The organism is Variovorax sp. FG153 (genome assembly GCF_057809595.1).
Window position 1 is genome coordinate 244290 of sequence record NZ_JBMDKG010000005.1, and the last position, 22306, is coordinate 266595.

The following is a 22306-nucleotide window of genomic DNA, read 5'->3' on the forward strand; positions in this document are numbered from 1 at the left end:
GGACAGGGCATCGCCGCCGCGACGATCCGGCAAGGATCGGGCCCGGAGCGGAAGGCGCCAGGGACTTTAGACTTAATTATTACCCTGTGAAGGCACCCGGCGCGAGCCCGCCGCCGGGGATTCTGCACGGGCGGCGTGACGGCCCTTCAGAGCAGCTCTTCGCCCACGATCGGCAGCAGCAGCCAGTTCTTGAAGCGCAGCCAGATGAACTCGCCGGGCTCGTCCTCGTGGACGATGTCGCCGCCCGCGTCGTCATATTCGAGCCACTGCACGCGGCGGCCGTCGGGCCCCAGCCGCAGGCGGTAGCCGATGTTGACGCGCGCGGTGGTGCGCATCAGCCGCTCGTAGTCGTTGACCATGTCGGGGCTGTCGATCACCAGCCCGATCTCGGTGTTGACCGCGGCCGAGCGGTGGTCGAGGTTCATCGAGCCGACGAAGAAGCGCTCCTGGTCCACGATCGCGAGCTTGGCGTGCAGCCGGCTGATGGTCTTGCCGAAGTCGCCGAACTGGCCCGAGCGCCCGCTGAGCAGCGGCGCGATCTCGAAGATGTTGACGCCGATCTTCAGCATGTCGGCGCGGTAGCGCTCGTAGCCCGCGTAGGCCAGCGGCTCGTCGGTGGCGCCCAGCGAATTGGTGATCACCGTGATGCGCACGCCCGAGGCCACGTTCTTCTTCATCTGCGCCATGCCGCGCGCGCCCGGGATGAAGTACGGCGAGGCGATCTTCACGTCGTGCTGCGCCGAGTCGATGACGCCGAGCGCGCCCTCGGTCACGCTGCCGCGGTAGGCCAGCTCGGGCTTGCGCGCGATCTTCTCGGGATCGTCCACGAACAGCGTGAACGGCGCCCAGTAGCGGTCGAGCTTGCCGGTGATCAGCTGTTCGCCCACGGGCGACTTGTCGAGGATGTCGCGCGGGCGGATCGGCACGTCGGGCACGGCGGTGCGCGCGATCTCGTCGAAGCGGCGCTGCGCCGCCTCGGGCGTCATGGCCAGCGGCGCGATGTTCTCGATCGGGCGCACGTGCGGGCTGTTCCAGTAGCGGTCGAAGCCCTCGGACATCTTGCGCACCACCGGGCCGCACGAGATCACGTCCATGTCGATGAAGTTCGCCGCCGTGCTGCGCATGAAGTACTCGTTGGCGATGTTGCGCCCGCCCGAGACCGCGAAGCTGTTGTCGGCGATCAGCAGCTTGTTGTGCATGCGGTGGTTGATGCGGCCGAAGTCGGTGATCGACAGCGCCAGCCGCGTGGCCAGCGAGCTCGCGCGCGAGGGCAGTGGATTGAACAGCCGCACCTCCACGTTCGGGAAGGCCGAGAAGGTGCTGAAGACCTCGTCGGCGCCGCCGGTGTAGAGGTCGTCGACCAGCAGGCGCACGCGCACGCCGCGCGCGGCCGCCTCGCGCAGCTCCTTGAGGAACAGCAGGCCGACGTCGTCGTTCTGGATCAGGTAGTACTGAACGTCGAGCGACTTCTCGGCATGGCGCGCCAGCGAGATGCGCGCGTCGAAGGCGAAGGCCGCCTCGGGCAGCAGCCGGAAGCCCGACAGCGGGGTCTCGCTGCCGCCCGGCGCGTCCTTGTAGGCGAGCTGGCCCAGCTCGGTCTGCGCCACGTCGGTGAAGGCCAGGGTCGGCGGCTTCTCGGGTGGCGGTGGCGGCAGGCTCGCGCAGCCCGCGAGCCATGCAGTCGCGCACAGGGCGAGCGCGGCGAGGCGGCGGAGCGGGGTGGCGGGCATGGCTCGAAATGTAGCTCGCGGCGATGACGAAAGGCACCCCTATGATCGGCGCGGCGGCACGGCAGCATGCGGGGTAAGAGAAGGCTAAGAAAAGGGGTAAGAAAAGGGTGCTCAACGGCTTGTGGCTGGGTTTCTTCCTGGTGGCGGCGCTGGCCGCCTTCGGCCGCTGGCTGCTCGGCGGCGACCCGGCCGTCTTCGCGGCGCTGGTCGAGAGCCTGTTCGCGATGGCCAGGCTCGCGGTCGAGGTCATGGTGCTGCTGTTCGGCACCCTCACCTTGTGGCTGGGCTTCCTGCGCATCGCCGAGGCGGCCGGCCTCGTGGGCTGGCTCGCGCGCATGCTCGGCCCGCTGTTCCGCCGGCTGATGCCCGGCGTGCCGGCCGGCCATCCGGCGCTGGGCCTGATCACCATGAACTTCGCGGCCAACGCGCTGGGCCTGGACAACGCCGCCACGCCGATCGGCCTGAAGGCGATGCGCGAGCTGCAGCGGCTCAACCCCGACCCGGTCACGGCCACCAACGCGCAGATTCTGTTCCTGGTGCTCAACGCCTCCTCGCTCACGCTGCTGCCGGTCACCATCTTCATGTACCGCGCGCAGCAGGGCGCGGCCGATCCCACGCTGGTGTTCCTGCCGATCCTGCTGGCCACCAGCGCCTCCACGCTGGTCGGGCTGCTCGCGGTGGCCGTGGCGCAGCGGCTCAAGCTGTGGGACCCGGTGGTGCTGGCCTACCTGCTGCCGGGCGCGCTGCTGCTCGGCGGCTTCATGGCGCTGCTGGGCACGCTCTCGGCCGCCGCCATCGCCGCGCTCTCCTCGCTGCTGGGCAACCTCGTGCTGTTCGGCGTGATCGTCGCGTTCCTGCTGGCCGGCGCGCTGAAACGCGTGAAGGTCTACGAATGCTTCATCGAGGGCGCCAAGGAAGGCTTCGACATCGCGAAGAACCTGCTGCCCTACCTGGTCGCGATGCTGTGCGCGATCGGCGTGCTGCGCGCCTCGGGCGCGCTCGACCTCGCGCTCGACGGCCTGCGCTGGCTGGTCGACGCGGGCGGCTTCGACGCGCGCTTCGTCGACGCCATGCCCACCGCGCTGGTCAAGCCCTTCTCGGGCAGCGCGGCGCGCGCGATGCTGATCGAGACCATGAAGAGCCAGGGCGTCGACAGCTTCCCCGCGCTCGTGGCCGCCACCATCCAGGGCAGCACCGAGACCACCTTCTACGTGCTGGCCGTGTACTTCGGCGCGGTCGGCATCCAGCGCGCGCGGCATGCGGTGGCCTGCGCATTGCTGGCCGAGCTGGCGGGGGTGGTCGCGGCGATCGCGGTCTGCTACTGGTTCTTCGGCTAGGACTCCTGCGGCACCGCCTCGCGGCCCGGCAGTTCCACCACGGCACGGCTCGCCCCCGCGCGCAGCGCCTGCCGGTAGGCCGTCGGCGAACTCCCGGTGACGCGCTTGAAGGCATGGCTGAACGCGCTCTCGGAGCTGTAGCCCAGGCTCTGTGCCACGAGCGCGACCGGCGTGTCGTCCTCGCCGAGCGCGCGCTCGGCCAGGCGCATGCGCCACTCGGTCAGGTAGCCCAGCGGAGCGATGCCGGCCACGGCCTTGAAGTGCGAAGCGAAGGTGGTGCGCGACATGGCGCAGGCGCTGGCCAGCTCCTCCAGGTGCCAGGACCGCGCCGGATCGTCGTGCATCGCCCGCAGGGCCGGCGCGATGCGCGGCTCGCTCAGGGCGCGCAGCCAGCCCGCGACCAGCGGCCCCGAGGTTCCCAGGTGCGCGCGCAGGATCTGGATGAACAGCAGCTGCGCGAGCTGGGCCGCGGCGAGCTGCGCACCCGGCTGTGCCTGCGTGCGCTCCTCCATCAGGTGATCGAGCAGCCAGCGGAACACCGGGGCCTGCGGCGCCGACGCGCGGACATGGATCCACGGCGGCAGCGCATTCAGCAACAAGGGCCCGCTGACCGGATCGAGCAGCACATGGCCGCCGATGTGCGCGAACTCGCTGCCGTCGCCGAGCTGCGCCGAGGAGCGGCCCGCGCCCGAGAACAGGCCCATGGCATCGACGGGCTCGGCCTCGGGATCGCTGGACAGGATCGACCAGCGGTGCGCCGACAGCAGCCCCACGTCGCCGGTCTCGAAGCGCGCGGGTTCGGGCTCCCCCTCGATGCGGACCCAGCAGTGGCCCTTCACGACGGCGAAGAACTTGATCTTGTCGGGCGCCGGAAAACGGATGGCCCAGGTGCCGCCGGCCGTGAAGCCGCCGGTCACCAGGCTCTGCGCATGGGTCAGCTTGAGGATGTCGGAGAAGGGATCGGCGCTCATCTTCGTACTATCGCGCAAGCAAAGCGTACTCCCAAGCATTCACAGTCCGACCCCCTCGAAATATCGTTCCCCATCTCGAATCAAGGACGAACAAGGAACGGACATGGAACAGGCTTTGGTATTGGTCACCGGCGGCACCGGCTTCATCGCGCAGCACTGCATCCTCGCACTGCTGGCCCAGGGATTTCGCGTCCGCACGACCGTGCGCACGCTCGCACGGGAAGCGGAGGTCCGCGAGCACCTCAGGACGGGCGGCGCCGAGCCGGGCGAGCGGCTGGGCTTCGTGGTCGCGGACCTGGGCGCGGACGCCGGCTGGGCCGAGGCCGCGAAGGGATGCACCTACGTGATCCACGGCGCCTCGCCCACGCCATCGGGCAGCTATGCCACCGACGAGGACTGGGTCCGGCCGGCCGTCGACGGCAACCTGCGCGTGCTGCGCGCCGCGCGCGATGCGGGCGTCAAGCGCGTGGTCCTCACCTCGGCCTTCGGCGCGGTCGGCGTCGGCCATGGGCCGATGGACCGGCCCTTCAACGAAGAGGACTGGAGCAACCTCGCGGGCGACGTCGCGCCTTATCAGAAGTCGAAGACGCTGTCCGAGCGCGCCGCGTGGGCCTTCGTCGAGAAGGAAGGCCGCGGCCTCGAGCTCGCGGCCGTCAACCCGACCGCGGTGCTGGGCCCCGCGCTCGGCGCCGACTTCTCGCACTCGATCCAGATCATCAAGGGAATGATGGACGGCCAGCCCGGCTCGCCCAAGATCAACTCGGGCTTCGTCGACGTGCGCGATGTGGCGGACCTGCACCTGCTCGCGATGACGCATCCGGCCGGCAAGGGCGAGCGCTTCCTCGCGATCGCGGGCGAGAGCCTGTGGCTGGCCGACGTGGCGGGCATCCTGCGCGAGCGCATGGGCGCGGCGGCGCAGAAGGTGTCGACGCGGGCCCTGCCCAACTGGCTGGTGCGGCTCGGCGCGAAGACCGATCCGCGCATGAAGGCCGTCGTGCCGATGCTCGGCGTGAACATGAACGCCACCAGCGAGAAGGCCCGGCGGCTGCTCGGATGGAATCCGCGCTCGGCCGAGGAAGCGATCGTCGCCACGGCCGAGAGCCTGGTGCGGCTCCAGCTGCTGAAGGCGTGAGCGGCGCAGCTCCGCCGCCTCATTCCCTCCCGCGCGCCCGGTAGCTGCCGGGCGCGATGCCGGCGAAGCGCCGGAACGCGCTCGACAGGTGGCTCTGGCTGCTGAAGCCGCACTGCAGCGCGATCTCGACCAGGCTCAGCTCGGTGCGCAGCAACAGCGTCCTCGCGCGCGCGATCCGCGCGGCCATCAGGTAACGGTGCGGCGGCATGCCGAAGGCGCGCTTGAACCAGCGCGCGAACGAATAGACATCGAGTTGCACGAAGGCCGCCATCTCGGCGAGCGTGAGCTTCTCGTGCAACTGGTCGAGGATGAACTGCTGCACGCGCCGGCGCAGCGCGTCGCCGGCATCGATGCGCTCGACCTGCAGCCGCGGATCGGCCGCATGGTGCCGCCGCAGGTAGGCCGCCAGCGCCACCGCGATGCTTTCCCCGTAGATCGCGCCGCCCGGATAGCCCTCGCGGATGTCGGCGGCGAGCGCGAGGCTGGCCTGCCAGACGAAGCCGTCGCGGATGCCGTTGCCCGGCACCAGCTCGACCGTCCTCGCGCCCGGCGAGCTCGAGACCGCCTGCACCAGGCCCGGCGTCAGACCCAGCACCACGCCGCGCCAGCGGCCGCGCGCATGCCCGCTGTACGACAGCCCGGCGGGAAAGATGCCGAAGCTGCCCGGCGCGAAGTCGCCCGTCACCGGCCGGTGCCCCGACCAGTGGATGCGCGCGGAGGTCAGTGCCTCGTGGTGAAGCATCACGCCGTGCTGGAACAGCACGGTCTCGGGCATCTCCCCGCCCGAGCCGCGCCACTCCTCGAGCCGCAGCCCGGGCCAGAGGCCCTGGTCCTGCAGCAGGACCGCCTCGGGTTCGAACTTCGTGCGGGACGCGGTCGTGGTGTCGAATCGCTCGGCGAAGGTCTGCACGGGCGTCTTGTCTTTCTGTCGGAGAGGGAAAACACGAGTGTCCGGCGCGCGGCCCGCCGCGGGCATGCAGGTTTGCCCGCAGCGCCCGCAAGCAATTGCAAGATTCTGAAAAGCCGCGCCGTTTCGTGGAAGCCATGGCCGCGCGCGCTGCCTAGCATCGCGCCGCCAATCAATACCTGGAGACACGATGAGCGAGAAGACATGGAGCGGCCGCGGCGGCGTGCTGCTGGCGGCGTGGTGCATCGGCGGCGGCGCGCTGCTTGCCGGCTGCGGGGGCGGCGATGGCGGCGCGCGCTTCGCGGGCCTTCCGCCCGCGAGCACGGGCAACCCCGCGCAGCCGCCCGCAACGACGACCAAGGCGGCCGACATCAAGGTGCTGTCGAACCGCGCGGACCTCGTCAGCGGCGGCGACGCGCTGGTCGAGATCGTGCCGGCCGCGGGCATCGCGGCGAGCGCGCTGCGCATCGAGCTCGACGGCACCGACGTGTCGTCCGCGTTCGCGATGCGGCCCGGCGAGCGCTTCATGGGGCTGGTCACCGGCATGAGCGAGGGCCGCCACCTGCTGACCGCGCGCGCCGGCGACACGGCGCTGTCGTCGCTAGTGATCACCAACCACGCCAACGGCGGGCGCATCCTCTACGGCCCGCAGATCCAGCCCTGGGCCTGCGATGCCGGCGCGCAGGACGCCGACTGCAATCGCCCCGTGAGCTACAGCTTCAAGTACCTGTCGAGCGATCCGGCCGTCGCGGGCTTCCAGCCCTACGACCCGGCCCGGCCGCCGGCCGACATCGCCACCACCACCACCGACCAGGGCCGCACCGTGCCCTTCGTGGTGCGCATCGAGACCGGCGTGCAGGACCGCGACTACTACGACGTGGCGGTGCTGTTCGATCCCGCGAAGCCCTGGGCGCCGTGGCAGCCGCAGGCCGCGTGGAACCGCAAGCTGCTGATCCAGCATGGCTCGGGCTGCGGCAACGGCTACGGCCAGTCCAACGCCCTGTCCTCGCAGCGCGTGCTCGACCGCGATGCGCTCTCGCGCGGCTTCGCGGTGCTGGCCGTGTCGCTCAACGACTCGGGCCACAACTGCAACATCGCCGTGCAGGCCGAGGCCACGATGATGGCCAAGGAGCGCATCGTCGAGGCCTACGGCGAGCTGCGCTACACCTTCGGCTACGGCAGCTCGGGCGGCGCCATCGCCCAGCAGTGGATGGCCAACGCCTACCCGGGCCTCTACCAGGGGATCATCGTCGGCGCCTCCTTCCCCGACGCGGGATCGACCGGCAACGAGGTCGAGGACTGCGCGCTGCTGCGCAACTACTTCGGCCGCACCGCCACCGCGTGGACGCCCGACCAGCAGGCCGCCGCCTCGGGCCACCTGAACACCGCCGTGTGCACCGAGTGGATCGACTTCTACAAGTTCAACAACAACCTGAACCCCTACGCGACCAACATCGCGAACATCCCCGGCACCTCGCCCACCGCGCTCGGCGGCTGCGACGCGCCCCCGGGCGCGCGCTACGACGCCACCTTCAACCCCGGCGGCGCGCGCTGCACCTCGGCCGACTCGGCGATCTCGATCTTCGGCAAGCGGCCCGACGGCTTCGCCAACCGGCCCTACTCGAACGTGGGCCTGCAGTACGGCCTGCTCGCGCTGAAGGCGGGCCGCATCAGCGCCGAGCAGTTCGTGGACCTCAACGCGAACATCGGCTCGCACACCATCGACTACGCTCCGCAGGCGCCGCGCGTGGCGGCCGACCCGGGCGCGATCGAGGCCTCGTACCGCTCGGGCTCGTTCAACCAGGCCAACGGCCTGGGCCAGGTGGCGATCATCGACATCCGCACGCTCGACATCAGCGGTATCCATCACCAGCACCGCTCGTGGACCCTGCGCGCGCGGCTCGACCGCGCCAACGGCGGCCACGCCAACCAGGCGATCTGGTACCAGGCCGGCAGCCAGCGCGAGGCCTACGACACGATGGATGCCTGGCTCGGCGCGATCGAGCGGGACGGCGGCGCCACGCCGCTCGCGCAGAAGGTGATCGCCCATCGCCCGGCCAGCGCCAACGACCGTTGCGGCAGCGCCGACGGCACGGGGCTCTCGATGCTCGAATGCACCGGCCTGGCCGATGGCTCGACGCGCATGGCGGCCGGCGAGGCCATCACGGGCGACGTGCTCGAGTGCCAGCTCGCGCCGCTCGACCGCGCGAGCTACGGCACGGTGGTGTTCTCGGACGCGCAATGGTCGCGCCTGAAGGCCGCCTTCCCCACCGGCGTGTGCGACTTCGGCCGGCCCGGCAAGGGCCAGCAGCCCACGCGCTTCTGGCAGACCTACCTGGACGCGCTGGGCCAGGTCGTCGTCGGCGGCATGCCGCTACCCGACCTGCCCTGAGCCGCGTTCATCGCGGCTCCACCACCGGGAACATCGGCTCGAAGCTGTCGAGCATCGCCATCAGCTCGGCCAGCTTCGCGCGGTCGCCCTCGATGCGCACCTGGCCGGCCAGCACCGCGGCCGGAAAGCTGGTCTGCTTCAGCGTCACGGCGTCGAGCGCGGCGCGGCTCAGCGTCACCGTGGCGTCGGCATCCGGCTGCCGCCCGGCGATGTGGGTCAGGGCCGAGTTCTCGAGCGTCAGCACGAACTGCTGCTTCGAATCCGTGAAGTTCCAGTTGATGACCAGCCGCTTGCCCTCGGCCTTCGCGGCATCGAGGCGCACGCCGAGGTAGTCGAAGAACAGGTCGTTGCTCACGGCCTTGAGCGTGTCGGCGTTGGCGGTGCCGCCCGACGGGATCTTCGGCACGCCGTTGCGCAGCTCCATCGCGCCCACCAGGTAGGCGCTGCGCCAGGTGCCGGCCTCCGACTGGTAGCCCAGCTGCTCGAGCGCGTCGGCGCCGAGCTCGCGCGCCGCGCGGTTCGTGGGATCGGCATACACCACCTGGCTCATCGCGCTTGCGACCCAGCGGTACTCGCCCCTGGCGAAATCGCCGCGGGCGCGCGCGATCACCGCCTCGGCGCCGCCCATGTACTCCACCGTCTTGCGGGCCTGGGCCACGGGCGGCAGCGGATTCAGGTTGGCGGGATTGGCGTCGTACCAGCCCAGGTACTTCTGGTAGACCGCCTTCGCGTTGTGCCGCAGGGTGCCGTAGTAGCCGCGCGCCGACCATTCCTGTTCGAGGCTCGCGGGCATGCGCAGGGTCTCGGCGATGTCGGCCGCGGCGTAGCCGTGGTTGAGCAGGCGCAGCGACTGGTCGTTGATGAACTTGTACATGTCGCGCTGCTTCTTCAGCAGCTCGACGATGCGCTCGCGCCCGGTGGTGGGCCAGTGGTGCTGCGCGATCAGCACGTCGGTCCTGTCGCCGAAGGCCACGCGCGCCTGGTCGATGTACTTCGACCACAGGCTGCCGTCGCGCACCTCGGCGCCGCGGATGGTGTAGAGGTTGTGCATGGTGTGCGTCACGTCCTCGGCCATGTCGAGCACGCGGAACTGCGGCAGGTACATCAGCATCTCGGACGGCGCCTCCGAGCCCGGCACGAGCTGGAACACGAACTGCACGCCGTCGATGGTGCGCTCCTCGGTCGGCTTGTCGATGGTGGCGGTGGGCGCGATCAGCGTGACGGTGCCGCGCGCCAGCGCCTTGCCCAGCCCGGTGTCGACCTGGCCGCGCACGCCCGGCGGCAGCAGCGAGCCGAACTGGTACTGCGAGCGCCGGCTCATCGCGTTGCCCGCGAGGATGTTCTCGGCCACCGCGGTCTCCATGAAGCCCGAGGGCGCGATCACCTGCACCTTGCCGGCCGCCACGTCGGCCTCGTCGACCACGCCCTTGACGCCGCCGAAGTGGTCGGCATGGCCGTGCGTGTAGACCACGGTGCCGACCGGCTTGCGCGGCCGGTGCTGGTAGTACAGCGCGAGCGCGGCGCGCGCGGTCTCGGCGGCGAGCAGCGGGTCGATCACGATCAGCGTGCCGTCGCCCTCGACGATGGTCATGTTCGCGATGTCGAAGCCGCGCACCTGGTAGACCCGGTCGGTCACGCGGAACAGCCCGTGGATCGCATTGAGCTGCGCCTGGCGCCACAGGCTCGGGTTGACGCTGTCGGCCGGCGCGTCGGCCTGCAGGAAGCCGTAGGGCTTCATGCTCCATGCCGGGCGCTCGCCGGCGCCGGGCACCAGCGCGTCGGGCACGGTGCCGATGAAGCCGCGCATCGCGTCCTCGAAATCGCGCCGGTCGGCGAAGGGCAGCGTCTTCGCGAATTCGGCGTTGGCGGCCAGCGTGGCGGGCTCCGGCGGCTTGGGCGCGAGGGGCGTTGCCGGCTGCGCGAAGGCCATGGCGCAGGCCAGCGCGGTGCAGGCGGCGGCGGCGCGATGCGCGCGTGGGAAGACGTGGAGGAGATGCATGGTGCGGCCTGGCGCGAAGCGGAAAGTGGCGCGATTCTGGGCAGCCCCCAAACCATTGGCAAATGCAAAATACGTCGATCGATTTGAAGAAAAACACAAGATCACGATGCAGCTGCGCCAGCTCCAGCACCTCGTCGCCCTCGCCGAGCAGGGCAGCTTCGGCCGCGCGGCCCAGGCCTCGCACCTCTCGCAGCCCGCGCTCTCGCGCAGCATCGAGGCGCTCGAGGAGGGCCTGCAGGTCCGGCTGATCGACCGCGCCTACGGCACGGTGCGCTTCACGCAGGCCGGCGAGCTGGTGCTGGCGCGCGCCCGCGAACTGCTGATCGACGCGCGCCAGCTCAAGGAGGACGTGCTGCAGCTCGAGGGCCTGGCCGCCGGCAGCCTGCAGGTGGGCCTGGGGCCGTTCGCGGCCGGCATGCTCGGGCGCGCGGCGCTGACCTTGCTGGTGCAGCGGCATCCGCAGCTCTCGGTGCGCACCGAGGTGGCCGACACCGCCACCCTGGCCGAGCGGCTGCACCGGCGCGAGATCGACCTGTTCATCGCCGACACGCGCGATCTCGCGCGCCAGGGCGGCCTCGAGACCATGCGACTGCCCGACGTGCCGGTCTCGTTCTTCGTGCAGCCGCGCCATCCGCTGCGCAGGCTGGCCTCGGTCACGCTCGAGCAGGCGATGGACTACCCGGTCGCCGGACCCAGGCTGCCCGCGCGCGTGGCCGCGCAGTTCGAGCGCCAGGCGAAGCGTACCGGCCGCGGCGTGTTCAACCTGGTCTGCGACGACACCGGCACCCTGCGCCATCTCGCGCTCACGGCACGCGCCGTGGTGCTGGCGCCCGATGCGCCGGCCTTCCGCCACGAGACCCAGCCGCTGGTGCCATTGCCCATCGCGGGCCTCGACGGCATGCGCACCCACTACGGCCTGGTCAGGCTCGCGGGCCGCACGCCCTCGCCGGCCGCGGCGGCCTACACCCGCTTCGTGACCGAGGTGATGTCGGCCGCGCCGGGGACGGGAAGGACGGGTGCGCCAGAATAGGCCCCTGCCCTCCACCGTTCCCGCTCCCTCGTGACCACCTTGCGCCGCGCCCAGCCGCCCACCTTCTCGTCCGCTGAATTCCGCGCGGCGCTCGGCATGTTCGCCACCGGCGTGACCATCGTCACGGCACGCGCGGCCAACGGCACGCTGGTCGGGCTCACCGCCAATTCCTTCAATTCGGTCTCGCTGTCGCCGCCGCTGGTGCTGTGGAGCCTGTCGCGCAGCGCCGCCTCGATGGCCGCGCTGCGGGCCGGCTCTCACTACACGGTGAACATCCTCGCGGCCAGCCAGAAGACGCTGGCCGAGCGCTTCGCCACCAAGGACATCGACCGCTGGGCCGACGTGGCCTTCACCGAGGGCCTGGGCGGCGCGCCGGTGCTCGCGGGCGCCGCGGCGAGCTTCGAGTGCTTCAACCGCAGCCGCTACGACGAGGGTGACCACGTGATCTTCGTCGGCGAGGTGGAGCGCTGCAGCCACGACGCCGGCGCCTCGCCGCTGTTGTTCCACGGCGGCCGCTTCTACACGGAACATCCCTTGTGAAGCACGCGGCGTCGATGCTCGCCCTGCTGTGCGCCGTTGCCGCGCCGCATGCGGCGAACGCGCAGGACGCCGCCTCGCCCGCCAAGCAGAACTGGTTCGACGATCCGTTCTTCCGCGTCTCGGCCGGACTGCCGGGCTGCCCCGAACCCGAAGGCCCGTTCTACACGGCCGAGGAGCGCCGCATCCAGATCCATTCGCGGCTGGAGCGCGGCACCAGCTGCTGGCTCGCGGGCAAATGCAGCGACAGCAACGCCTACCGCTACGACAAGCCGCTCGCGCCCAAGGTGCGCGCCGCGCTCGAGGCGGTGCCGGGCCTGCGCCGGGGCAGCGTGTGGGTCATGGTGCAGCGGCGCTGGGTCTACCTGCAGGGCTGCGTGCCCTCGCCCGCGCTGGCGCGCCAGCTCGAACGCGCGGCGCGCGCGCTGCCCGACGTCGAGGCGGTGGTGCCCGACCTGATGGTGGGCACGCGCGGCAAGCCGCCGTACCCGGTCGCGGGGCGCTGAAGCCTCGGCGCGGATCGAGTCAGCGCGGGTCGAGGTGGAGCACGACCACGCCGAGCACGATCATCGCCACGCCGAGGCAGCGCGCGAGCGTGACTGCTTCGCCGAACAGGAAGACGCCGCAGACGGCGATCAGCGCGGTGCCGGCGCCGGCCCAGACCGCGTAGGCCAGGCCGACCTCGAGCTGCCGCACCGCCAGCGCCATGAGCCAGATCGCGAGCGCATAGGCCGCCGCCACCACGGCCGAGGGCAGTGCGCGCGTGAAGCCGTCGGCGTGACGCAGCGCGATGGTTCCGACGACCTCCGCCGCGATGCTGGCCGCGAGCAGCAGCCACGAAAAATTCCGCATGCCCATGCATGCCTCCCGGGCCCCGCATCTATACCGGATGCGGAACCAGGAACGGGAGGGGCGGTACCCGGGAACGAAACCCGGATGGTAGCGGGGAAGCGCCCGCGCGCTAGGATCGTCGGCGCCCCCGCGCGATGCGGGCGCGCCGCCTTGCGAAGAACGAACAACAGATGATCCAGAGAAAAACCCACCTCGACGCGCTCGCCATCGGCCTGCTCGTCGTCTGCTGCGCCTTCTGGGGCCTGCAGCAGATCCTCATCAAGACCACCGTGGCCGAGGTGCCGCCGATGTGGCAGGCCTCGATGCGCATGGCCGGCGCGGTCGTGCTGCTGGGGCTGTGGTGCGCCTGGCGCAAGGTGCCGCTGTTCGAGCGCGACGGCACGCTGCCCGGCGGCCTGCTCGCGGGGTTGCTGTTCGCGGGAGAGTTCGCGGGCATCTACCTGGGCCTACAGCTCACCAGCGCCTCGCGGCTCACGGTGTTCCTCTACACGGCGCCGTTCTGGGTCTCGCTGTTCCTGCCGCGCTGGGTGCCGGCCGAGCGGCTGCGCGGCCTGCAGTGGGCCGGGCTCGCGATCGCCTTCGCGGCCGTGGTGCTGGCCTTCAGCGAAGGCTTCGGCCACACCTCCTCGTCGCAGCTGCGCGGCGACGCGCTGGCACTGGCCGCCGGCATGCTGTGGGGCCTGACCACGCTGACGCTGCGCGCCACCAGACTCGCCACCGCGAGCGCCGAGAAGACGCTGTTCTACCAAGTTGCCGTGACGGCCGCGGTCTGCCCTCTGATCTCGCTGCTGCTCGGCGAGACCTGGGGCACGCACTACTCGGCCTGGGCCTGGACCTCGATCGCGCTGCAGACCGTGATCGGCGCCTTCGCGAGCTACCTCGCGTGGATGTGGATGCTGCGCCACTACCCGGCCACGCAGATGTCCTCCTTCACCTTCCTCACGCCGCTGTTCGCGCTGGTGTTCGGCGTGCTGCTGCTGTCCGAGCCGCTCACGCCGCAGCTGGTGGTGGCGCTGGCCGGCGTGGCGGTGGGCATCGTGCTGGTCAACCGCGGCGGCGCGCGCCGCGCCTGAAGGAACGAGCGACATGGCGACATCCACCCGATTCCAGCCCGTGCTCGACGAGATCGCGGCCGCGATGCAACCGCTGCTGGGCCAGGCCGGCACGGTGGCCAGCTACATTCCGGCGCTCGCGCGCGTCGACGCGCGGCAGTTCGGCATCGCGCTGCGCACCTGCGACGGCGAGGAGGCCGCGGCCGGCGATGCCGACACACCGTTCTCGATCCAGAGCGTGTCCAAGCTGTTCACGCTCACGCTCGCGATGCAGGCCGTGGGCGACGCGCTGTGGGAGCGCATCGGCCGCGAGCCCTCGGGCAATCCGTTCAACTCGCTGGTGCAGCTCGAGAACGAGCAGGGCAAGCCGCGCAATCCCTTCATCAATGCCGGCGCGATCGCGGTCGCCGACCGGCTCGTGAGCCATGCGCGCGCCGAGGGCGGCAGCGCCAAGGCGCGCATCCTCGCGCTCATGGCCAGCCTGGCGGGCGAGCCCGTGGGCTTCGACGAGGAGGTCGCGCGCTCGGAGGCCGAGACCGGCTTTCGCAACGTGGCGCTGGCCAACTTCATGAAGAGCTTCGGCAAGCTCGACAACGACGTGGCCGAGGTGCTCGACACCTACTTCCACCAGTGCGCGCTGCGCATGAGCTGCCGCCAGCTCGCGCGCGCCGCCGGCTACCTGTGCCGCGACGGCGCGCACCCGATCGACGGCGAGGCCGCGATCACCAGCGAGCGCCAGACCCGGCGCATCAACGCGCTGATGCTCACCTGCGGCACCTACGACGCCGCGGGCGACGTGGCCTTCTCGATCGGCCTGCCCTGCAAGAGCGGCGTGGGCGGCGGCATCGTGGCCGTGGTGCCCGACCGGCTCACGCTCAGCGTATGGTCGCCCGCGCTCGATGCCACCGGCAACTCGCTGCTGGGCATGAAGGCGCTCGAGATGTTCGTGGCGCGCACGGGGCTGTCGGTGTTCTGAATTGCTTCAGGCGCCGAGCGCGCGCAGCACGTCGTGGCAGGCGCCCATCGTGTGGTAGTCGGTCTTGCCGGCCGGGCTCTTCTCGTCGCCGAGCTTGCGGTTGTCGCGCGACAGGATGCGAAACCACGCGCCGTGTTGATGGTCGACCATGTGCCGCCAGGCGTAGTCCCAGATCCGGTCGTACCAGTCCCAGTAGCGCGGCTCGCCGGTGCGCACCGCGAGCAGCGCGGCGGCCGCGAAGCTCTCGGCCTGCACCCAGAAGTACTTGTCGCCGTCGTAGAGCGCGCCCTCGGGATCGAAGCCGTAGACCAGGCCACCGAACTCGTCGTCCCAGCCGTGGCGCATCGCCGCCTCGAACAGCGACTGCGCGCGCGGCAGCATCCAGCCGGTCTCCACGCCCCGGCCGGCGAGCAGGCCCTCGAGCTGCAGCAGCAGCTTGGCCCACTCGGTCAGGTGGCCGGTCTGGAAGCCCCAGGGTTTGAAGATGTCGGCGCGGTTGCCGCGGTTGTGGTCGGCATCGACCGACCAGTCCTCGTGGAAGTGCTCCCAGACCAGGCCGTCGGTCAGGTCGGCCTGGCGCAGCGCGATCGCCTGCGCCAGCGTCGCCGCGCGGTCGAGGTACTTCGCGTCGCCTGTGGCCTCGAAGGCCGCCATCATCGCCTCGCAGGCATGCATGTTGGCGTTCTGGCCGCGGTAGGGAGACACGGCCCAGTAGGCGGTGGCTTCGTTCGCATAGAGCTGGTGGCGCGGCTCCCAGAAATGCCGCTCGAGCAGCTGCCAGGTCGATTCGATGCCCGCGCGTGCCTCGTCCACGCCGGCCATCGCCGCATGCGCATGCGCTAGCAGCACGAAGGCCAGGCCATAGCAGTAGTGGGTGCCGTCGCGCACCTGCGCACGGCCCTGGTGCCAGTCGAGCTCCCACAGGTAGCCGCCTTGCGGATGCGCATGGGCGCGCTGCAGGAAATCGAGGCCGTGGCGCGTCGCCGCCAGATGCTCGGGCCGGCCGAAGCGGCGCCAGGCGGTGGCGTTGTTGAAGACGAAGCGCGTGCTGCTCACCAGGTGGCGCGTGCGGCGGTCGTAGACCGTGCCGTCGTCCTTGAAGAAGTGGAAGAAGCCGCCGCTCGGATCGAGGCTGCGGCCATCGTAGAACGCGAGCGTGTGCTGCACGTGGCCGATCAGGAAGTCGGGCGAGCGGAAGTCGGGCATGGCAGGAAGGGCTGGGTTGCGGTGGCTGAGCGCGGCAACTCAGGCTATCAGCATCCCGGCCCGATGGTCGAAAACGACGCCCCCGCGCCGCGCTCAGGCCAGCGCCGCGCGTGGCGCCGCCTGCAGGCAGCCCATGCCTTCGAGCGCGGCCTCGACCGCCTCGTCGAGCGGCGTGTGCGGCTCGCGGCCGAGCAGCGCCACCAGCTTCGCGTTGTCCATGGCCACGGGCGTGCGCCACAGGTAGCGCATCTCGCGCAGCTCGCGGAAGGTGGCGACGAAGGGCGAGGCCAGCAGCAGCGGCCACCACGGGAAGGCCGACACGCGCACCTGCGTGCCGGTGCGGCACGCCACCACGCGGCGGATGGCATCGGCCATGCGCGTGCCGTCGGCGTCCCAGTGGCCGGCCATGTGGAAGCTGGCGAAGGGCTCGAGCCGATCGCGCCGCGCCAGCAGCTCGACCATGGTGCGGGCCACGTCGGGCAGGTACGACCACAGGTGGCCCACGCCGGCGTCGCCGGGATAGCTCACGCCCGTGACCGGCTGCCCCGCCTTCACCAGCCCCTGCGAGAACCAGTTGTTGCCGGCCTTCGGACCGAAGAAGTCGCCGGCGCGCACGATCAGCACGCGCGCGCCCTCGCGGCTGGCCAGCTCGAGGCGGCGCTCCATCTCGACCCGGATCGCGCCCTTGCGCGTGGCCGGATGCTGGGGCGCATCCTCGGCCAGCAGCGGGAAGGCGTCGGCGCCGTAGTTGTAGACGTTGCCGGGCAGCACGATGGTCGCGCCCTCGGCCTTGGCTGCCGCGATCGTGTGGTCGAGCATCGGCAGCACCAGTTCCGACCAGCGGCGGTAGCCGGGCGGGTTGACCGCATGCACGATGACGGCGCAGCCGCGCGCGGCCTCGCGCACGTCCCGCGCATCCATCGCGTCGCCGCCCACCCAGTCGATGCCGTCGCGCCGCTCCGGCACCGCGCCGCGCTTCATCGCGCGCACCCGCCATCCCGCGTCGCGCAGCTGGCGTGCCATCTCGCCGCCGACGCCGCCCGTCGCGCCCAGAACCAGAACCGTGTCGTTGCTTGCCATGAAACATCTCCAGAACAGTGATCGATGGATGAATTCTGGGCAGGCCGGGGTTGGAATGGAATTGCCGAACATGAGCCATCAGCCATACATTTATGCATGACCTGGACCATCAGCTGGGAGCTCTACCGCTCCTTCCTCGGCGTGCTGCGCGAGGGCTCCCTCTCGGGCGCGGCGCGCGCGCTCGGCATCACGCAGCCCACCGTCGGGCGCCACATCGCGGCGCTCGAGGAAGCGCTCGAGGTGGTGCTCTTCACGCGCTCGCAGGTCGGGCTGCTGCCCACCGAGGTGGCGCTGGCGCTGCGCACGCATGCCGAGGCCATGGAGAGCACCGCCGCCTCGCTGCAGCGCGCGGCCAGCGGCCAGGGCGAAGGCGTGCGCGGCGTGGTGCGGGTATCGACCAGCGAGGTGGTCGCGGTGGAGGTGTTGCCGCCGATCGTGGCGAAGCTGCGCGAGGCCCATCCGGCGCTCAAGGTCGAGCTGGTGTCGACCAACCGCGTGCAGGACCTGCTGCGCCGCGAGGCCGACATCGCGGTGCGCATGGTGCGCCCGCGCCAGGAACAATTGGTGGCGCGCCGCATCGGCGACATCGAGCTGGGCTTCCATGCCCATCCCGACTACCTCGCGCGCCACGGCACGCCGCGCACGGCCGAGGAGCTGATGCGCCACACGCTGATCGGCTACGACCAGCCTACGGCCTTCGTGCGCGACGCGATCAAGTCCTTCAAGGGCTTCACGCGCGACGCCTTCTCGCTGCGCACCGACAGCGACCTCGCGCAGATGGCGCTGATACGCGCGGGCGCCGGCATCGGCGTGTGCCAGGTCGCGCTGGCGCGGCGCGGCCCGGCGCTGGTGCGGCTGCTGCCGCGCGCGCTGTCGCTGAAGCTCGAGACCTGGGTCACGATGCACGAGGACCTGCGCGCGAGCCCGCGCTGCCGCGTGGCCTTCGACGCGCTGGCCGAGGGGCTGCAGGCCTACATCGCCGGCCAGGGGACAATGGCACGCGCAAGAACCTCCGCTCCCGAATGACCGACACGACCCCGACCACCGAATCCGACGACACCCTCCCGCTGCAACAGGACCGTCTCTGGCGCGACGAGCGCTGGACCGCCCGCATCATCAAGAACGAGGAAGACGACGGCTGGGCCGTCGAGATGACGCGCCATGGCGATCCCGAGCCCGCGCTGGTCGGCCCCTGGACCATGGGCCGCGACAAGAAGAACCCCAAGCCGCTCGACGGCCCCGCCTTCTCCACGCTGGTGAAGACCGCGGCCGAGGTGATCCGCCGCCACGAGCAGCAGCTGCACGCCACGCTCAACCGCAGCGTGACGGTGAGCGCCGGCGAGCGGCGCATCCGCGTCACGCTGGCCATCGTGCCCGACGAGGACAACCCCTCGGCCACGCTGAGCGCCTTCGACGACGCCGACGACAGCGAGCTCGCGCGCGTGAACGTGCCGGCCTCGTTCAAGCTCAGCGCCACCAGCGCCTCGGCCTGGATCGACGCGGACTTCGCGCGGCCGCGCTGACCTCCGTCGAAGTGGCCCCAGGCGCGCCTGTGCGCGCAAATAGCACAGTCCCCGCCGCCACGCCAATCCGCACAACAACGTATTTGCAGACCGGCGCGGGTTGAGAAGAATCCGCCGCAACGAGCAATCGTTACCAGTCATGCGACGCCCGCTGCCAATGCTGCCAGCGAGGTGTCGGGCAACAAGGCCCGAATCGGTTTGAACACCGGTTCGGGCCTTTTTGTTTTTTCGGTCGCAACAGGGCTTTCGTCGAAACGGATGCATGCATCCGCTGGCGGAGCTTTGCCCGAAGCGAAAGCACTGGCGACGAAGCGCCCGTTTGCAGGGCCGCGTGGCGGGAGGAGACACCCCGAGCGCGGTTCCGAAGGTCGGATCTTCCTGACGACTCGCACAACCACAAAGGAATTTGACATGACGAACGCTTTCAACCGCCGCCAGATCGTGAAGACCGGCGGCTCGATGATCGTGCTGGGTGCCGCGGGCGGCATGGCGCCGCTGGCCTTCGCGCAGGACGGCGGCACGGTGAAGCTCGGGCTGCTGCATTCGCTCTCGGGCACGATCGCGATCGCCGAGGCCTCGCTGGTCGACGCCGAGAAGCTCGCGATCGAGGAGATCAACGCCGCCGGTGGCGTGCTCGGCAAGAAGATCGAGGCCGTGGTGGAAGACGGCGCGAGCGAGAACCCGGTGTTCGCCGAGAAGGCGCGCAAGCTGCTCGAGCGCGACAAGGTGGCGGCCATCATCGGCTGCTACACCTCGGCCTCGCGCAAGGCGCTGCTGCCGGTGCTCGCCCAGGCCAAGGGCCTGCTGTTCTATCCCACCTACTACGAGGGCCAGGAGCAGGACAAGCGCGTGTTCTATCCCTCGCAGGAAGCCACGCAGTCGGTGATCGCGGCGGTCGAATGGATGGCGCGCGAGAAGGGCAAGAACTTCTTCCTCGTGGGCTCGGACTACATCTATCCGCGCACCTGCAACAAGATCGCCAAGCCCGCGATCGCCAAGGCCGGCGGCAAGGTGCTCGGCGAGGAATACGCGCCGCTGGGCCACACCGAGTTCTCCTCGATCATCAACAAGATCAAGGCCGCCAGGCCCGACTGCATCTACAGCACGGTGGTCGGCGGCTCGAACGTGGCCTTCTACAAGCAGCTGCGCGCGGCCGGGCTCGACGGCACCAAGCAGGTGCTGCTGTCGACCGTGGTGTCGGAGAACGAGATCGAAGGCATCGGCAAGGACAACGCCGCGGGCTACTACGCCTGCATGGGCTACTTCCAGAGCATCAAGTCGCCAGCCAACGAGAAGTTCGTGAAGGCCTTCAAGGCCAGGTACGGCCAGGACCGCGTGATCGGCGACCCGATGGAGGTGGCCTACAACAGCGTCCATCTCTGGAAGCTGGCGGTGGAGAAGGCCAGGTCCTTCGAGGTCGACAAGGTCACGGCCGCCGCCGCGGGCGTGGAGATCGAGGCGCCCGAGGGCACGGTGCGCGTGCACGCCACCAACCACCACGTGTGGAAGAAGGTGCGCGTGGGCCGCGCGCGGCCCGACGGGCAGTTCGACATCGTCTGGGAATCGCCGCAGCTGGTCGAGCCCAACCCGTTCCCGAAGGTCTGAACGCGATGAACTTCGACATCGCGGTGATGCAGGTGTTCAACGGCGTGAGCCTGTTCACCATCCTGCTTCTGATGGCGATCGGGCTGGCCATCGTGTTCGGCCTGATGGGCGTCATCAACATGGCGCACGGCGAGCTGATGGCGCTCGGTGCCTACATGACCTACCTGGCGTCGCGCTTCTTCGAGCACTACGCGCCGGGCTTCATGGACCTCTACCTGTTCGCCGCGATCCCGTTCGCGTTCGCCGTGACCTTCGCGTTCGGCTATGTGCTGGAGCGCGGCTTCATCCGCTTCTTCTACGACCGGCCGCTCGACACCCTGCTCGCGACCTGGGGCCTGAGCCTCATGCTGCAGCAGGCCTACCGCTCGCTGTTCGGCGCGCAGGAAGTCAGCGTGCCGCTGGCCTCCTGGCTCGCCGGCGCGTGGGAGCCGACGCCGGGCATCCAGCTGCCGCTCACGCGCCTGTTCATCGTGGGGCTGACGGCCATCGTCGCCATCGGCGTCTACCTGCTGCTCTACCGCACCTCCTGGGGGCTGAAGGTGCGCGCGGTGACGCAGAACCGTGCGATCGCGGGCGCGGTCGGCATCGACACGCAGCGCGTCGATGCGCTGACCTTCGCGCTGGGCGCGGGCCTGGCGGGCATCGCGGGCGCGGTGTTCACGATGATCGGCTCGACCAACCCCGGCACCGGCCAGCTCTACATCGTCGACTCCTTCATCGTGGTGGTGTTCGGCGGCGTGCAGAGCCTGATCGGCACCGCGCTCTCGGGCTTCGCCATCGCGCAGTCGCAGACCTGGCTCGAGTACCTGATGAGCGGCTCGATGGCCAAGGCCACGATCCTGCTGCTGGTGATCGCGGTGCTCTACGTGCGGCCCAACGGGCTGTTCGCGACCCGCTCGAGGAGCTGAGCGCATGGGCATGAAGCTTTCTCCCCAACGCCGCGGCGACCTCGTCGGGCTGGCGGCCGTGCTGCTGCTGCTGGCCGTGGTGCTGCCGGCCACGCTCGATCCGTTCCGCCTCAACCTCGTGAGCAAGTACCTGGCCTTCGCCTTCGTCGCGATCGGCGTGGTGCTGACCTGGGGCTACGGCGGCGTGCTGAGCCTGGGCCAGGGCCTGTTCTTCGGCCTCGGCGGCTACATGATGGCGATGTTCCTCAAGCTCGAGGCCTCGGCGCCCGAGCTGCCGGACTTCATGGTCTGGAGCAGCGTCGAGCAGCTGCCCTCGTGGTGGATCCCCTTCCACTCGCTGGGCTGGACCCTGGTCGGCATCCTCGCGATCCCCGCCGTGCTCGCCTACGTGTTCTCGTACGCGATCTTCAAGCGGCGCGTGAGCGGCGTTTACTTCGCGATCGTCACGCTGTCGCTGGCGCTCACGCTCACCGTGGTGGTGATCGGCCAGCAGGGCGACACCGGCGGCGCCAACGGCATCACCGACTTCCGCACCCTGCTGGGGTGGGACATCGCGGGCGACGCGGCCAAGCGGACCATGTACTTCATCGAGGTGGCGGCCGTCGCGCTCGCCATGGTGGGCGCGCTGCTGATCGTGCGCAGCCGCTTCGGCAAGATCCTGATCGCCATCCGCGACCGCGAGGACCGCGTGCGCTTCAGCGGCTACAACACGGCGCACATGAAGGCCTTCGTGTTCGCGGTGGCGGCCCTGCTGTCGTCCATCGGGGGCGCCTTCTACAGCCTGCAGGTGGGGCTGATCGCGCCCGGCGTGATCGGCGTGGTGGCCTCGGTCGAAATGGTGATCTACGCGGCCGTGGGCGGGCGGCTCTCGATTCCCGGCGCGGTGATCGGCGCGCTCCTGATCGGCTTCCTCAAGTCCTACCTGTCGGAGACCTTCCCCGAGGGCTGGCTCTACTTCCTCGGCGCGGTCTTCATCCTCGTGGTGTGGGCGATGCCGAACGGCCTGGCGGGCCTGGGCGAGAAGCTGCTGCGCCGCCGCGGCGCGGAGGCCGCGCCATGAACGCGACGC

General features: G+C 70.4%; 20 protein-coding genes. 13 read left to right on the plus strand and 7 right to left on the minus strand.

Features of this window, described 5'->3' with window-relative positions; all coding sequences use genetic code 11:
* Nucleotides 1–146 precede the first annotated feature (146 nt).
* Nucleotides 147–1730 carry a phospholipase D family protein gene (locus tag ACODT0_RS09010; protein WP_057592389.1) on the minus strand — a complete coding sequence of 528 codons (1584 nt, stop codon included), beginning with the start codon at nt 1728–1730 and terminating at the stop codon, nt 147–149.
* 107 nt (nt 1731–1837) lie between these two features.
* On the opposite strand from ACODT0_RS09010, the gene ACODT0_RS09015 reads away from it, so the two are divergent.
* Nucleotides 1838–3067, plus strand: coding sequence for a nucleoside recognition domain-containing protein (locus ACODT0_RS09015; protein ID WP_057592388.1), 1230 nt, complete (start codon nt 1838–1840; stop codon nt 3065–3067).
* On the opposite strand, the gene ACODT0_RS09020 is transcribed toward ACODT0_RS09015, so the two are convergent.
* A complete protein-coding gene (locus ACODT0_RS09020; protein WP_489041089.1) occupies nt 3064–4077 on the minus strand; it encodes an AraC family transcriptional regulator in 1014 nt (337 codons plus the stop codon). The two genes, ACODT0_RS09015 and ACODT0_RS09020, sit on opposite strands and share 4 nt — an antisense overlap.
* 64 nt (nt 4078–4141) lie before the next feature.
* Between ACODT0_RS09020 and ACODT0_RS09025 the strand changes: the two genes are divergently transcribed.
* Nucleotides 4142–5170 carry an SDR family oxidoreductase gene (locus ACODT0_RS09025; RefSeq protein WP_057592386.1) on the plus strand — a complete coding sequence of 343 codons (1029 nt, stop codon included), beginning with the start codon at nt 4142–4144 and terminating at the stop codon, nt 5168–5170.
* 19 nt (nt 5171–5189) lie between these two features.
* Here the strand turns inward: ACODT0_RS09025 and ACODT0_RS09030 are convergent, their stop codons facing one another.
* On the minus strand, nt 5190–6080 hold the full coding sequence (locus ACODT0_RS09030) for an AraC family transcriptional regulator (RefSeq protein WP_296729835.1): 891 nt from the start codon (nt 6078–6080) through the stop codon (nt 5190–5192).
* Between the two features lie 187 nt (nt 6081–6267).
* Between ACODT0_RS09030 and ACODT0_RS09035 the strand changes: the two genes are divergently transcribed.
* Nucleotides 6268–8469, plus strand: a complete 2202-nt coding sequence (locus ACODT0_RS09035; protein WP_489041090.1) for a DUF6351 family protein — start codon at nt 6268–6270, stop codon at nt 8467–8469.
* 7 nt (nt 8470–8476) lie between these two features.
* Here ACODT0_RS09035 and ACODT0_RS09040 read toward each other — a convergent pair whose 3' ends face one another.
* Nucleotides 8477–10468 carry an alkyl/aryl-sulfatase gene (locus ACODT0_RS09040; protein ID WP_489041091.1) on the minus strand — a complete coding sequence of 664 codons (1992 nt, stop codon included), beginning with the start codon at nt 10466–10468 and terminating at the stop codon, nt 8477–8479.
* A 106-nt stretch (nt 10469–10574) separates the two neighbouring features.
* On the opposite strand from ACODT0_RS09040, the gene ACODT0_RS09045 reads away from it, so the two are divergent.
* Genes ACODT0_RS09045 through ACODT0_RS09055 form a run of 3 tightly spaced genes read left to right on the plus strand, consistent with a single transcriptional unit; the run spans nt 10575 to nt 12541 of the window.
* Nucleotides 10575–11498 (plus strand): LysR family transcriptional regulator, encoded by a 924-nt coding sequence (locus ACODT0_RS09045; protein WP_489041092.1) that lies wholly within the window; start codon nt 10575–10577, stop codon nt 11496–11498.
* A 30-nt stretch (nt 11499–11528) separates the two neighbouring features.
* Nucleotides 11529–12038: a flavin reductase family protein gene (locus ACODT0_RS09050; protein WP_489041093.1), complete on the plus strand. Its 510-nt coding sequence runs from the start codon at nt 11529–11531 to the stop codon at nt 12036–12038.
* Complete coding sequence (locus tag ACODT0_RS09055) at nt 12035–12541, plus strand: BON domain-containing protein (RefSeq protein ID WP_261212055.1); 507 nt, start codon at nt 12035–12037, stop codon at nt 12539–12541. Before ACODT0_RS09050 ends, ACODT0_RS09055 begins: the two co-directional genes overlap by 4 nt.
* A 19-nt stretch (nt 12542–12560) precedes the next feature.
* Here ACODT0_RS09055 and ACODT0_RS09060 read toward each other — a convergent pair whose 3' ends face one another.
* Nucleotides 12561–12887: a DMT family transporter gene (locus tag ACODT0_RS09060; protein ID WP_261212057.1), complete on the minus strand. Its 327-nt coding sequence runs from the start codon at nt 12885–12887 to the stop codon at nt 12561–12563.
* Between the two features lie 170 nt (nt 12888–13057).
* Here ACODT0_RS09060 and ACODT0_RS09065 point away from each other — a divergent pair, with 170 nt between their 5' ends.
* Both ACODT0_RS09065 and ACODT0_RS09070 read left to right on the plus strand, forming a co-directional pair.
* Entirely contained in the window at nt 13058–13960 is a 903-nt protein-coding gene (locus ACODT0_RS09065; RefSeq protein ID WP_057592405.1) for a DMT family transporter, read from the plus strand.
* Nucleotides 13961–13973: 13 nt separating this feature from the next.
* Complete coding sequence (locus ACODT0_RS09070; protein WP_261212059.1) at nt 13974–14915, plus strand: glutaminase; 942 nt, start codon at nt 13974–13976, stop codon at nt 14913–14915.
* A 6-nt stretch (nt 14916–14921) separates the two neighbouring features.
* On the opposite strand, the gene ACODT0_RS09075 is transcribed toward ACODT0_RS09070, so the two are convergent.
* Both ACODT0_RS09075 and ACODT0_RS09080 read right to left on the minus strand, forming a co-directional pair.
* On the minus strand, nt 14922–16121 hold the full coding sequence (locus tag ACODT0_RS09075) for an AGE family epimerase/isomerase (RefSeq protein WP_489041094.1): 1200 nt from the start codon (nt 16119–16121) through the stop codon (nt 14922–14924).
* A gap of 93 nt (nt 16122–16214) precedes the next feature.
* A complete protein-coding gene (locus tag ACODT0_RS09080) occupies nt 16215–17201 on the minus strand; it encodes an NAD-dependent epimerase/dehydratase family protein (protein ID WP_489041095.1) in 987 nt (328 codons plus the stop codon).
* Between the two features lie 96 nt (nt 17202–17297).
* Between ACODT0_RS09080 and ACODT0_RS09085 the strand changes: the two genes are divergently transcribed.
* The 5 genes from ACODT0_RS09085 to urtC all read left to right on the plus strand — a co-directional run bounded on the left by ACODT0_RS09085 (nt 17298) and on the right by urtC (nt 22297).
* Nucleotides 17298–18227 (plus strand): LysR family transcriptional regulator, encoded by a 930-nt coding sequence (locus tag ACODT0_RS09085; protein WP_489041096.1) that lies wholly within the window; start codon nt 17298–17300, stop codon nt 18225–18227.
* The gene (locus tag ACODT0_RS09090) at nt 18224–18724 is read left to right on the plus strand and encodes a hypothetical protein (RefSeq protein WP_422099560.1); all 501 of its coding nucleotides are present in this window, start codon (nt 18224–18226) and stop codon (nt 18722–18724) included. Before ACODT0_RS09085 ends, ACODT0_RS09090 begins: the two co-directional genes overlap by 4 nt.
* A 411-nt stretch (nt 18725–19135) precedes the next feature.
* The gene (gene urtA, locus ACODT0_RS09095; RefSeq protein ID WP_489041097.1) at nt 19136–20329 is read left to right on the plus strand and encodes an urea ABC transporter substrate-binding protein; all 1194 of its coding nucleotides are present in this window, start codon (nt 19136–19138) and stop codon (nt 20327–20329) included.
* Between the two features lie 5 nt (nt 20330–20334).
* Nucleotides 20335–21237 (plus strand): urea ABC transporter permease subunit UrtB, encoded by a 903-nt coding sequence (gene urtB / locus ACODT0_RS09100; RefSeq protein WP_093343802.1) that lies wholly within the window; start codon nt 20335–20337, stop codon nt 21235–21237.
* Nucleotides 21238–21247: 10 nt separating this feature from the next.
* Nucleotides 21248–22297, plus strand: a complete 1050-nt coding sequence (gene urtC / locus ACODT0_RS09105; RefSeq protein ID WP_489041098.1) for an urea ABC transporter permease subunit UrtC — start codon at nt 21248–21250, stop codon at nt 22295–22297.
* Nucleotides 22298–22306: the final 9 nt, after the last annotated feature.

What these genes read in the sequence shown, in the direction of transcription:
- ACODT0_RS09010 (WP_057592389.1), bottom strand. Translation starts at nt 1,730, where the DNA reads ATGCCCGCCACCCCGCTCCGCCGCCTCGCCGCGCTCGCCCTGTGCGCG.
- ACODT0_RS09020 (WP_489041089.1), bottom strand. Translation starts at nt 4,077, where the DNA reads ATGCTTGGGAGTACGCTTTGCTTGCGCGATAGTACGAAGATGAGCGCC.
- ACODT0_RS09025 (WP_057592386.1), top strand. Translation starts at nt 4,142, where the DNA reads ATGGAACAGGCTTTGGTATTGGTCACCGGCGGCACCGGCTTCATCGCG.
- ACODT0_RS09035 (WP_489041090.1), top strand. Translation starts at nt 6,268, where the DNA reads ATGAGCGAGAAGACATGGAGCGGCCGCGGCGGCGTGCTGCTGGCGGCG.
- ACODT0_RS09040 (WP_489041091.1), bottom strand. Translation starts at nt 10,468, where the DNA reads ATGCATCTCCTCCACGTCTTCCCACGCGCGCATCGCGCCGCCGCCGCC.
- ACODT0_RS09045 (WP_489041092.1), top strand. Translation starts at nt 10,575, where the DNA reads ATGCAGCTGCGCCAGCTCCAGCACCTCGTCGCCCTCGCCGAGCAGGGC.
- ACODT0_RS09060 (WP_261212057.1), bottom strand. Translation starts at nt 12,887, where the DNA reads ATGCGGAATTTTTCGTGGCTGCTGCTCGCGGCCAGCATCGCGGCGGAG.
- ACODT0_RS09065 (WP_057592405.1), top strand. Translation starts at nt 13,058, where the DNA reads ATGATCCAGAGAAAAACCCACCTCGACGCGCTCGCCATCGGCCTGCTC.
- ACODT0_RS09070 (WP_261212059.1), top strand. Translation starts at nt 13,974, where the DNA reads ATGGCGACATCCACCCGATTCCAGCCCGTGCTCGACGAGATCGCGGCC.
- ACODT0_RS09075 (WP_489041094.1), bottom strand. Translation starts at nt 16,121, where the DNA reads ATGCCCGACTTCCGCTCGCCCGACTTCCTGATCGGCCACGTGCAGCAC.
- ACODT0_RS09080 (WP_489041095.1), bottom strand. Translation starts at nt 17,201, where the DNA reads ATGGCAAGCAACGACACGGTTCTGGTTCTGGGCGCGACGGGCGGCGTC.
- ACODT0_RS09085 (WP_489041096.1), top strand. Translation starts at nt 17,298, where the DNA reads ATGACCTGGACCATCAGCTGGGAGCTCTACCGCTCCTTCCTCGGCGTG.
- ACODT0_RS09090 (WP_422099560.1), top strand. Translation starts at nt 18,224, where the DNA reads ATGACCGACACGACCCCGACCACCGAATCCGACGACACCCTCCCGCTG.
- urtA (WP_489041097.1), top strand. Translation starts at nt 19,136, where the DNA reads ATGACGAACGCTTTCAACCGCCGCCAGATCGTGAAGACCGGCGGCTCG.
- urtB (WP_093343802.1), top strand. Translation starts at nt 20,335, where the DNA reads ATGAACTTCGACATCGCGGTGATGCAGGTGTTCAACGGCGTGAGCCTG.
- urtC (WP_489041098.1), top strand. Translation starts at nt 21,248, where the DNA reads ATGAAGCTTTCTCCCCAACGCCGCGGCGACCTCGTCGGGCTGGCGGCC.